Origin of the sequence: Micromonospora sp. NBS 11-29, from assembly GCF_002140155.1 — a bacterium.
Taxonomy (GTDB): domain Bacteria; phylum Actinomycetota; class Actinomycetes; order Mycobacteriales; family Micromonosporaceae; genus Micromonospora.
In genome coordinates, this window is sequence record NZ_NAPR01000025.1 from 35,600 (window position 1) to 46,026 (window position 10,427).

The 10,427-nt window shown below is 75.4% G+C and carries 8 protein-coding genes; 3 read left to right on the forward strand and 5 right to left on the reverse strand.

All coding sequences use genetic code 11. From position 1 onward, the window contains the following. The first annotated feature begins 188 nt into the window (after positions 1-188). Together B1205_RS25680 and B1205_RS25685 are read left to right on the forward strand one after the other, a co-directional pair. Entirely contained in the window at positions 189-1,925 is a 1,737-nt protein-coding gene (locus B1205_RS25680; RefSeq protein ID WP_254910198.1) for a hypothetical protein, read from the forward strand. Next, entirely contained in the window at positions 1,922-3,388 is a 1,467-nt protein-coding gene (locus B1205_RS25685) for an NADH-quinone oxidoreductase subunit NuoF family protein (RefSeq protein WP_089157952.1), read from the forward strand. The genes B1205_RS25680 and B1205_RS25685 overlap by 4 nt, the downstream gene beginning before the upstream one ends. A 112-nt stretch (positions 3,389-3,500) precedes the next feature. On the opposite strand, the gene serS is transcribed toward B1205_RS25685, so the two are convergent. The 5 genes from serS to B1205_RS25710 all read right to left on the reverse strand — a co-directional run bounded on the left by serS (position 3,501) and on the right by B1205_RS25710 (position 9,140). Then, the gene (gene serS, locus B1205_RS25690) at positions 3,501-4,787 is read right to left on the reverse strand and encodes a serine--tRNA ligase (RefSeq protein ID WP_089157953.1); all 1,287 of its coding nucleotides are present in this window, start codon (positions 4,785-4,787) and stop codon (positions 3,501-3,503) included. Between the two features lie 408 nt (positions 4,788-5,195). Beyond that, positions 5,196-6,287 carry a MerR family transcriptional regulator gene (locus B1205_RS25695; protein ID WP_089157954.1) on the reverse strand — a complete coding sequence of 364 codons (1,092 nt, stop codon included), beginning with the start codon at positions 6,285-6,287 and terminating at the stop codon, positions 5,196-5,198. Positions 6,288-6,376: 89 nt separating this feature from the next. Beyond that, a complete protein-coding gene (locus B1205_RS25700; protein WP_089157988.1) occupies positions 6,377-7,552 on the reverse strand; it encodes a saccharopine dehydrogenase family protein in 1,176 nt (391 codons plus the stop codon). Between the two features lie 29 nt (positions 7,553-7,581). Continuing rightward, on the reverse strand, positions 7,582-8,718 hold the full coding sequence (locus B1205_RS25705) for a zinc-binding dehydrogenase (RefSeq protein WP_089157955.1): 1,137 nt from the start codon (positions 8,716-8,718) through the stop codon (positions 7,582-7,584). Beyond that, a complete protein-coding gene (locus tag B1205_RS25710) occupies positions 8,715-9,140 on the reverse strand; it encodes a hypothetical protein (protein WP_089157956.1) in 426 nt (141 codons plus the stop codon). Before B1205_RS25710 ends, B1205_RS25705 begins: the two co-directional genes overlap by 4 nt. A gap of 138 nt (positions 9,141-9,278) precedes the next feature. Between B1205_RS25710 and B1205_RS32365 the strand changes: the two genes are divergently transcribed. Next, positions 9,279-10,427: AAA family ATPase (locus tag B1205_RS32365; protein ID WP_254910199.1), on the forward strand; the 1,149-nt coding region annotated here is incomplete at its 3' end.

The following is a 10,427-nucleotide window of genomic DNA, read 5'->3' on the forward strand; positions in this document are numbered from 1 at the left end:
GTGCTGGCTTCTTGCAGCCAGAACTGAAATTTTCCGCAAGGTTACGAGCGTGTTGCAAGAAATGTCAACGCATCGGCATCCGTCGTCGCGTTCGGCGCTACACGCGCGCCCGGTCCGGACGGTTCGAGGAACCGGTCGAGAAATTCGCCACCGGAGGTGATCCGTCCGCGCCGTCCCTCCGTACCTGAGTGGGGAGCAGGGTCGGCCGGTGGGGGCGCCGCCGCGAGACGATCGAGGAGCAGATGGCCCGGGCACAGCAGAACGAGAAGGCGACGACCGTCCGGACCACCACCAGCAGCCGTGGTGTACGGACCGTGTCGAAGTCCGCGATGGTGGCACTCACCGCCTCCGCGCTCGGCCTCGCGTGGGCGGGTGTGGAGCTGGCTGGGGCCGGCGGCGTCATGTACTCGTACGGTTTCTTCTTCACCGAATTCTTCGCCGGGGTGGTCGCCCTGGTCTCGCTCAGCCTCACGGTGATGCTGGGGCTGCTCGCCACGGACCGGCTGGTGCTGCTCATCCGGCATCGGGTGCTGCTCCAGTCGGCGCACCGGGCCACCGGTGTGCTCGGCGTGGCCGGGCTGCTCTTCCACGTCATCACCAAAATCGCGATCGGCCGGGCCGGCCCCACCGACGCCGTGGTGCCGTTCATCGGCGGCAACGGCCTCTACGTCGGGCTGGGCACCGTCGCCGCGCTGCTGATGGTCGGCGTGCTCTGGACCGGCCTGATCCGGGTCCGGTTCGCCGGCGTCGGGCCGAAGTGGTTCTGGCGTGCGCTGCACTCGATGGCGTACGTGTCCTGGCCGTTCGCGCTCTTCCACGGCCTCAACGCGGGCCGGGCGGCGAAGAGCTGGGTGGTGCTCAGCTACCTCGCCTGCGTGCTGCTCGTGGTGATGGCGCTGCTGGTGCGTCTCTCCGTTTACCTCGGCAAGCGCAGCCGCGAGCAGCACCAGGCCGCCGCGCTCAACAAGGCGATGGCCGGCAAGGTCGAGGAGCGTACCGGCGTGTTCGCGGCGCTGAAGAGCAAGAAGACCGCCGGCAAGGAGAAGAGCGGCACCGGCAAGGGCCGCTGGGCCGAGGCCACCGCCGAGTGGACCGCGCCGGCCGGCACCGCCCGGCGGCGGGATCCCGAGCGGTTCGCCGTACCGGTGGTGCCGGAACCCGGGTCGCTGCGCGAGCCGGTCCGCGCCGCCGCCGCCCGACGGCGCGCCGAGGAGGAGCCGGCCGAGCCGGCCCGGCGCACGCGGACCCAGGAGGTCCCGCGCCGCGCCGCCCGCCGCCAGGACGAGGAGCGGGTGGCCACCACCGGGGTACGCGACGGCGAGCGCGAGCCGGTCCGCCGCGGCCGGGGCGACACCGGGGAGCTGGAGCCGGTCGGGGAACGGTCCCGCCGTCGTCGCCGGTCCCGCGTCGAGGAGGACGTCGTCGCCCCGTACTCCGCGCCGCCGGAGAGCGGCGGTCGCCACTCCGCGCCGCCGGACACCGGTGGCCGCCACTCGGCCCCGCCGGACAGCAGCCGGTACGCCACCGCGGCCGAGGTGGCCCGCTACTCGGCCCCGCCGCGCCCGAGCGACGAGCCGGAGGAGCCGTGGGACAGCCCCCGCCGTTGGGCGAGCGAGCCGATCTCCGCCGGCCCGATCTCGGCCGGCCCGATCTCCGGCACCCCGATCTCGGCGGAGCCGCGCAGCGGATCCGGGCGGCGCTACCGGGACGACGAGGACGTGCCGGAGGAGCCGGACTACTGGCGCCCACCGGCCCGCTACGCCGCCGACGACGCGTTCGTCGACGACACCCCCACGCTCGTCGACCTCGCCTCCCGCCGGGCCCTGCGGGCCACCCGGGACAGCCGCTCCGGCCGCCGCAAGAAGGCCGACGCGGACGCGGTCGACGGCGCGTACTGGGCCGGGTTGCGGGGTGAGGCCCGGTGACGCGGACGACCGTCCCGCCGGTCGCCTGCGTCGGCGAGCCCCGCCTCACCGCCGGGTTCGCCGAGTTCGGCCGGCTCGACCTGCTCGCCCACGAGGAGGTGCACGGCCCGATCGGCCCGATGGAACCGGCCGCGCTGCTCCGGCTCGCCGAGGCCATCGACCTGAAGGGCAAGGGCGGCGCGGGTTTCCCGTTCGCCCGCAAGCTGCGCGCGGTGCTGGAGTCCTGCGAGCGGCAGGACCTCGCCGCCGTGGTCGTGGTCAACGCCACCGAGGGGGAGCCGGCGAGCTGGAAGGACAAGGTGCTGCTCACCCGCGCCCCGCATCTCATCCTGGACGGCGCCGCACTGGCCGCGTTCGCGCTGGACGCGGAGGAGATCGTGATCGGGGTGGCCGACGACGACGTGGGACGGCCCTCGCTGACCGAGGCGTTGCAGGAGCGGCGGATGCCGGTGCCCACCACCATCGTCACCGTGCCGCACCGGTTCATCTCCGGTGAGGGCGGCGCGCTGGTCAACGGCATCAACGGCCTGCCGCACATCCCGCCCGGCACCAAGAAGCGCTCCAGCGACTCCGGCGTCGGCGGGCTGCCCACCCTGCTCTCCAACGCCGAGACGTACGCCCAGCTCGCCGTCGCCGCCCGGATCGGCCCGTACGAGTACGCGGCGCTCGGCACCGACGACGAGCCGGGCACCGTGCTGCTCACCGTCACCGGGTCGGCGAAGCGGCCGGCGGTGGTGGAGTGCGCGGCCGGCACCCCGCTGCGCGAGATCCTCGACCTGTGCGAGGTGCCACCCGGCCCGGGCATCCTGATGGGCGGCTACCACGGCAAGTGGATCACCGCCGAGGCGGCGGACCGGGCCGAGGTCTCCCGCAAGGGGCTCACCGCGGTCGGCGGCACGCTGGGCGCCGGCATCATCGTGCCGCTCGGCACCGACACCTGCCCGCTCGGCGAGGCCGCCCAGGTGGTCCGCTACCTGGCCGGTGAGTCCGCCGGTCAGTGCGGCCCGTGCAAGATGGGCCTGCCCGACCTGGCCCGCTCCGTCGACCTCGCGGTCTCCGGCAGCGCGCCGATCGAGCTGGTCCGGGCCGCGGCCGGCGACGTGAAGGGCCGGGGCGCGTGCAGCCACCCGGACGGCACCGCCCGCTTCGCGCTGTCCGCGATGGAGGTGTTCGCCGACGACCTGCGGCTGCACGCCACCGGCGAGGGCTGCGGCAAGCGGGTCAAGGGCACCATGGGCCTGCCCGGCGCGCCCGACGGCAACCCGCAGAAACTCACCCTGGACTGGTCCCGCTGTGACGGGCACGGGCTCTGCGCCCACGTCGTGCCGGACTTCATCCGGCTCGACGGCAACGGCTACCCGGCCTTCCCGCCCACCCCGGTGCCGACCTGGCTGCGCGAGGGCGCGCTCAAGGCGGTCAAGGTCTGCCCCGAACTCGCGCTCCGGCTGGTCAAGGCCGAGTAACCCCCGCCGTGCCGGTAAGGAGGGGCCCCCGGTTAACGCCTGCGGCATAGCAGGGGGCCCCGCTTAACAGCGAGGCTCTCGCGAGCAGCGCGGCTTTTCGCGCGTACGGTGATCAGCGAGTTGGAGTGAGTCGGTCGGTGCCGAGCTTGTCGCGCAGCACCTCGGGCACCACGACCGAGCCGTCGGGCTGCTGGCACTGCTCCAGGATTGCCGGGAACAGCCGGCTGGTGGCCAGCGCCGACCCGTTGAGCGTGTGCACGAACCGGGTCTGCTTGCCGCCCGGCTCGCGGTAGCGGATGGCCGCCCGACGGGCCTGGTAGTCGCCGGCCCAGGAGACCGACGACACCTCCTTGTACTTGCCGGTGCTCGGCATCCAGACCTCGATGTCGAGCGTCTTCTTCATCGAGGCGCTGGCGTCACCGGCCGCGAGCAGGCTGGTCTGGAAGTGCAGGCCGAGCTGGTCGACCAGGCCCTCGACGTGGCCCACCATCGCCGTCAGCGCCGCGTCGGCCTGCTCGGGCAGCGTGAACTGGAAGATCTCCACCTTGTTGAACTGGTGGCCGCGTACCGTGCCCCGCTCGTCGGAGTGCGAGCCGGCCGCCTCGCGCCGGTAGCACGGCGTGTAGGCGAACGCCTTGAGCGGCAGCTTCGACGTCTCCAGGATCTCGTCCTGGTACGCCCCGAGGATCGCGGTCTCCGATGTGGGCAGCAGGAACTGCCCGCGCGGCGCGGACTGCTTGTCCAGGTGGTAGACGTCGTCGTAGAACTTGGGGAACTGCCCGGCGGCGAAGCCGGCGGTGTCCAGCAGCAGGTGCGGCGGGAGAAGGAACTCGTAGCCGGCCTCGATGTTCCGCTCGATCAGCCAGTTGACCAGCGCCCACTCCAGCCGGGCGCCCAGGCCGGTGTACATCCAGAAGCCCGAGCCGCCGAGCTTGACGCCCCGCTCGTGGTCGACCAGGCCGAGCGCGCGACTCAGCTCCACATGGTCGCGTACCTTCTCGATGGCCGGGGCCGCGCCGAACGTCCGCACCACCCGGTTGGCCTCCTTGCCGCCGGCGACCACGTCGTCGGCGGGCAGGTTGGGCAGCTCGCTCATCGCCGAGCGCAGCCGGGACTGCACCTCGTCGAGCTGGGACTCCAGCTCCGCGAGCTGCTTGCGCTCGGCCTCCGGCGCGGACGGCTGCGGCGTGGTGCCGGACCGCTTCGCCTCCGCGTACGCCCGCGCCTCGGCCTTGCGGCGCTGCCGCTCGGCGTCGATCTCCGTGATCAGGGCGCGTCGCTCCTGGTCGAGCCGCTGGATGTCGTCCAGCGCCCGGGTGACCTCGGCGGGATCCAGACGCTTCGCCAGCGCGGTCGCCACCGCCTCGCGATCCTTCCGGATCAACTCCATGTCGAGCATGCTGCTCGTACGCCTCCGTCCAGGCAGTCAGGTGGGACCCCCAGATGCTACCGTCGCGGCCCCGCCGGGCCGGGCCGGGCTCTGCGGTCCGGATCCGATGCGCCCGCCTGACGTAACGGCGGGTGATGGGGATGCCGGTGGCGTGCGTTGTCGCGCTCAGTGACGTTCACGGTTGCCGCCTCTGGCCTCCGCTGCCTGGGCCGCCGCCTTCACCTGGGCTATCTCGTCGATGCGTCATCCGGCGGGCATGTCCCACCCACGCCTTTGCTCTGCAGCCACTGACGCAGCGGTGACGGTCCGTCATCCGATGCGTGGACGGCTGCAGAGCAAAGGCGACCGTGGGCCACCGAACGGGCCGCCCGGATGTGACGGAACGTCACCGGTCGATGTCGCCTACCCCGGCCACGGTCAGAGGCGTACCGGCATGAGAACGGAGAACGCGTGCGCGTCGTCGGCCCGCCGCACCGCCAGCGGGGCGATCGGCCCGTCCAGCTCCAGCACGAGCTGGCTGCCGCCGGCGTCCAGCGCGTCGAGCAGGTACTCCCGGTTCACCCCGACCCGCAGCCCGCCGTCCGGGTCCTCGGCGCCGGCCGGGTCGACCAGCCGCAGCTCGCCCCGGCCGTCGAGGCCGAGCGCGACCACCGGGTGCGCGACGCCGTCGTGCACCCGCTGGCACACGCGGACGTCGTCGGCGGTGAGCGCCGCGCGCAGCGCCGCGCCGTCCACCGGGATCCGGTACGCGGGCGCGTCGCCGACCCGCGCCCCCAGCAGCCGGCGGTGGTCCGGGAAGTCGTACGGCAGCGGCACGGCGGTCACCGGGCGGCCGGCGACCGAGACGGTGACCCGGTCCGGGGCGACGACCGCCTCCACGGTGCCCCCGTCGGCGCCCAGCAGGGCACGCAACTCGTCGACCGCCGCCACCGGCAGCAACGCCCGCACCGGCGGACCGTCGACCGTGGCCCCGAGGTGGGCCACCGCCAGCCGGTGCCGGTCGGTGGCGACCAGGTCCACGCCGTCCGGCTCGACGGCCAGCAGCACGCCGTGCAGGACGGGCAGCTCCGGGTCGGTGCCGACGGCGAACCGTACGGCGTCCACGGCGGCGGCGAGGTCGGTGCGGGACAACACGAGGCGGGTGGTCATGGTGGTCTCCTCCGGGTCGATCAGGCTACGGATCCGGGAGAGTTCGCGACGCGCGTCGACCAGGCCGTCCTCCAGCCGGCGCAGGTGCGCGTCCAGCAGCCGGTGCACCTCGGCCGGCCGGTGCCGGCACCGCAACGCCTCGGCGATACCCGACAGCGGCATGCCGACGCGTCGCAGCCCGGCCACCAGGCGGGCCGGGTCCACCTGGTCCCCGCTGTACCAGCGGTAACCGGTGACCGGGTCCACCCGGGCCGGCGCCAGCACGCCGGAGCGGTCGTAGAACCGCAGTGCGCTGACCGTCAGCCCGCTGGCCCTGGCCAGCTCGCCGATGCTGCGAAGCTCGCTCTCCACAGCCGTCATCCTGTGCCCTCCACCGGGTCGAGGGTCAACGCCCGAGATGTTAAGCGGGGCCCCCTCCTATACCGGAGGCGTTAACCGGGGGCCCCTCCTTACGCTTTGAGCGTGCGGAAGGTAAGGCCGGCGTGAACGAGGCGATCCAGCAGCGCGTCGCCCATCGCGGCCACCGGCGTGAGCTGACCGGCCGTCGCCGGCAGGTCGTCGAAGGCCAGGCAGAGCGCCGACTCGGCGAGCATCTTGGCGGTCTCGTCGTAGCCGGGGTCGCCGCCGGCCACCTCGGTCACCACCCGCCGCCCGCCGCCGGTGCCCACGAACCGCACCCGGAACCAGGACCTCGCCCGCTGCTCGGCGCTGGGCCCCTGCCCGGAGGCGAGCCGGCCGAGCAGCCAGCGCCGGGTCGGCGGCACCTTCACCAGCCCCACCACGCCGGCCAGGCACACGCCGGCGACCAGCACGGTGGGCAGCCGCTTCATCGCCGCGAAGTGCCGGTAGCGGAAGTCCGGGCCGTACTCCGGTCGGGCCGCCGCCGACCGGCGGACGATCTGCGGGTCGATGGTGGGCAGCGGCACCGCCCACTGGCCGAACTCACGGACCCGCCCGACCCGGCCGGGCACCGCCCGGACGCGCCGTCCCTCCGGTCGCGGTTCGACCGCCCGGCGGGCGCGGGCCGCCCGGCTCGCCTCGCCGGTGCGGGCGAACGCGGTCAACGCCGAGTGGTACGTCCCGGCGGAGAAGCGGCCGCCGGCCCGGACGTAGCCGTCCACCGTGACCGGCCCGTCGGTGGGGAGCTGCTTGACGGTGTACCAGACGCCCACGTCGTGCGGGATCGAGTCGAAGCCGCACGCGTGCACCAGGCGGGCCCCGGTGCGCGCCGCCTCGGCGTGGTGCCGCACGTACATCAGGTCGACGAACTCCGGCTCCCCGGTGATGTCGAGGTAGTCGGTGCCGGCGGCGGCGCAGGCGGCCACCAGCGGCTCACCGTGGTGCACGTACGGGCCGACCGTAGTGGCGACCACCCGGGCGCTCTCCGCCACGGCCCGCAGCGACTCCGCGTCGGTCACGTCCGCGGTGAGCAGGGGCAGGTCGGCCAGGCCGCTGTCGACGGCGGCCAGCCGGTCGCGTACGGCGGCCAGCCGGCCCGGGTTGCGTCCGGCGAGCGCCCAGCGCAACCGCTGCGGCGCGTGCCGGGCCAGGTACTCGGCGGTCAGCCCGCCGGTGAAGCCGGTGGCGCCGAACAGGACCAGGTCGTACGGACGGTCGGTGCGCATCCGCCGAGTCTGCCACCCGCCGGCCGGGATCACGGGGTGAAGACCACCCGGACGCAGCCGTCCACCCGGTCGCGGAACAACGCGTACCCGTCGGCGCCCCGCTCCAGCGGCAGCCGGTGGGTGGCGAGGTGCTCGGTGACCAGCTCGTCCCGGGCCATCCGGTCCAGCAGCTCCGGGATGGCCGCCGGCCCCCGCCGCCGGCCGCCGCGCACGGCCAGCCCCTTGTCCGTGACCGCGCCGAGCGGGAACCGGTCCACGAACGCCGTACCGCCGCCGAGCGTCACCACCGTGCCGCCCTTGCGGCACGCGTGCACCGCCTCGCGCAGCGCCACCCCGCCGTCCGGCTCGACCGCCGGCCACCGCGTCGGCCCGGCCGGCGGGCCCGCCGCGTCCACGCACACGTCCGGCCCCCGGCCGCCGCTGCGTTCCCGCAGCTCGGCGAGGACGTCCACGTACCGGTGGTTGAGCGCCTCGGCCCCGGTGTGCCGGGCGACCATGCGCAGCCGGTCGTCGTGCTCGTCGACCACGATCACCCGGTCCGCGCCGCGCGCCACGGCGGCTCCGGCGGTGAGCTGGCCGACCGCGCCGGCGCCCCAGACCGCCACCACGTCCCCCGGTACCACCCCGCCCAGCTCGGCGCCCTGCCATCCGGCCGGCGCGGCGGCCGAGGCGAAGACCGCCCGGTCGTCGTCGACCTGCTCGGGCACGGCGTACGCGCCCACGTCGGCGTAGGGCACCCGGACGAACTCGGCGTGGCCGCCGGCGAAGCCGCCGAGGCGGGCCGGCCGGCCGTAGCACCCGGCGGCGGGTTGCACCCATGGCGGCTCGGCGGTCACCCCGCTCGTTCCGTTGTCGCAGCAGTCCAGTAGCCCCGTCCGGCAGAACCAGCACGCCCCGCAGGCCACCGCCGCACCGACCACCACCCGATCGGCGATCCGGTGCCGGCGTACCTCCGGCCCGATCTCCACCACCTCGCCGAGGAACTCGTGCCCGAGCACCTCGCCGACGGTCGCCTCGGGCACCCGTCCGGCCAGCAGCGGCAGGTCGCCGCCGCTGGTCGCGCTGCGGCGCACCCGGACGATCATGTCGTGGGCGTTGCGCAGCTCCGGGTCGGGGACCTGGCGTACCGCCAGCGCGCCCGCGCCCTCCCAGCACAGCGCCCTCATCCGGCCGGCTCCGGCCGGTCCAGCGGCGAGCGGTCCGCCCGCAGCACCTCTCCGGTCTCCACGAGCTGCTTCGTCTCCCGCAGCACCTGCCGCAGGTACCGGCCGGGTTCGTCGCCGACGAGGTGCGCGGCGGGTCCCGGCAGCGTCGGTTCCCCACCCAGCGGCCGTACCGCCAGCTCGGTGCCGCGCCCACCGGGGGCGGCGCGGGCCCGGACCTCCACCGCGCCGTCGAGCCGGGACAGCGGCTCGGGCCACCGCCCGCCCGGGAGCACCTGCTCGGGCCGTTTGGCCACGGTCACCACCTGCCAGCGTCCGGGCCACGGGTCAGTGCCGGCCCGTGGTGGCCATCGGCGTACGAGGGCCCGCGCGCCGACCGCCGCCAGGGCGACCGCGCTCCCGGCCAGCCATCCCGTCCGCGCCACCCGCCCCTCCCCGCCTCGCCCCGACCCACCCGTGTCCCCTCCAGGGTCGGGCCGGTCCGGGTGACGCGGAGTCGCCCCGAAGGGGTGAACCGCGCCGGTCCGGGTAACCGCCGACCGCACCGACGGGGGGAGGCGCGGATGCCGGACGAGGCCGATCGGGTCGAGGCCGCCCCGGCGGGCGTCGCCGGGCCTGATCCGGTCGCCGCCGGGACGGCCGAGGTCGCCCCGGTGGGTGGCCCGCCGCTGCTGGCGTCCCGGCTGACGCCGCCCGTGCCGGCGGAGCCGGTGCTGCTGCGCCCCCGGTTGCTGGAGCGGCTGGAGCGGGGCGCGGCCGGACCGGTCACGCTGCTCCTCGCCCCGGCCGGTTGGGGCAAGACGACGTTGCTGTCCGGTTGGGCGCGGGTGGACCGGTCGGGTCCCGCGCCGGCCTGGGTGGCCGTGGCCGAGGGCGACACCACCGGGCGCCTCTGGGCGTACCTGGCGGCGGCGCTGCGCGCGGCCCTCGCGCATCGCCCGGACGAGGGCGTGCCGCCGGTCCCGGACGGCCCACCCCGGTCGGATCAGCTCGAAGCGCTCGCCGCCGCGCTCGCCACCCGGGAGCACCCGGTGCTGCTGGTGCTGGACGATCTGCACCGGGTGACCGACCCGGCGGCGCTGGCCGGGTTGGAGTTCCTGCTCCGCCACGGCGACGGTCGGCTGCGGCTGGTGGCCGGCGCGCGGCGTGAACCGCCGCTGCCCCTGCACCGGTGGCGGCTGGCCGGCGAGCTGACCGTGCTCGGCCCGGACGAGCTGGCGTTCACTCCCGACGAGGTGGCCGACCTGCTGGTCGCGCACGGGGTGCCGGTGCCGGCCGAGGCGGTGCCCGGGCTCGCCAGGCGGACCGCGGGCTGGCCGGCCGGGCTGCGCTTCGCGGCGTTGGCGCTGGCCGCCGCGTCGGATCCGGCACGCGCCGTGCGGCGGTTCGGCGGCGACCAGCCCGACGTCGCCGCGTACCTGCGCGACGAGGTGCTCGGGCCGCTGGATCCGGTGACCCGCGACGTGCTGCGCCGGGGCGCGGTGGCGGTCGCGGTCTGCGCCGACCTGGCGGTGGCGGTGACCGGGCGGGCCGACGCCGGACACCGGCTCGCCGAGGCGGCCCGGGAGGGCGGCTTCGTCCAGCAGGACGGCGGTAGCCCGCCCTGGTACCGGCCGCACCCGCTCCTGGCCGACCTGCTCCGCGACGAGCTGGGTCGGCTGCCCGCCGACGAGCTGCGCGAGCTGCACCGGCGGGCGGCCGGTTGGTTCGCC

Coding starts and splice junctions, on each gene's coding strand:
- serS (WP_089157953.1), bottom strand. CDS start 4,787: ATGCTCGACATGGAGTTGATCCGGAAGGATCGCGAGGCGGTGGCGACC.
- B1205_RS25695 (WP_089157954.1), bottom strand. CDS start 6,287: ATGACGGCTGTGGAGAGCGAGCTTCGCAGCATCGGCGAGCTGGCCAGG.
- B1205_RS25700 (WP_089157988.1), bottom strand. CDS start 7,552: ATGCGCACCGACCGTCCGTACGACCTGGTCCTGTTCGGCGCCACCGGC.
- B1205_RS25705 (WP_089157955.1), bottom strand. CDS start 8,718: ATGAGGGCGCTGTGCTGGGAGGGCGCGGGCGCGCTGGCGGTACGCCAG.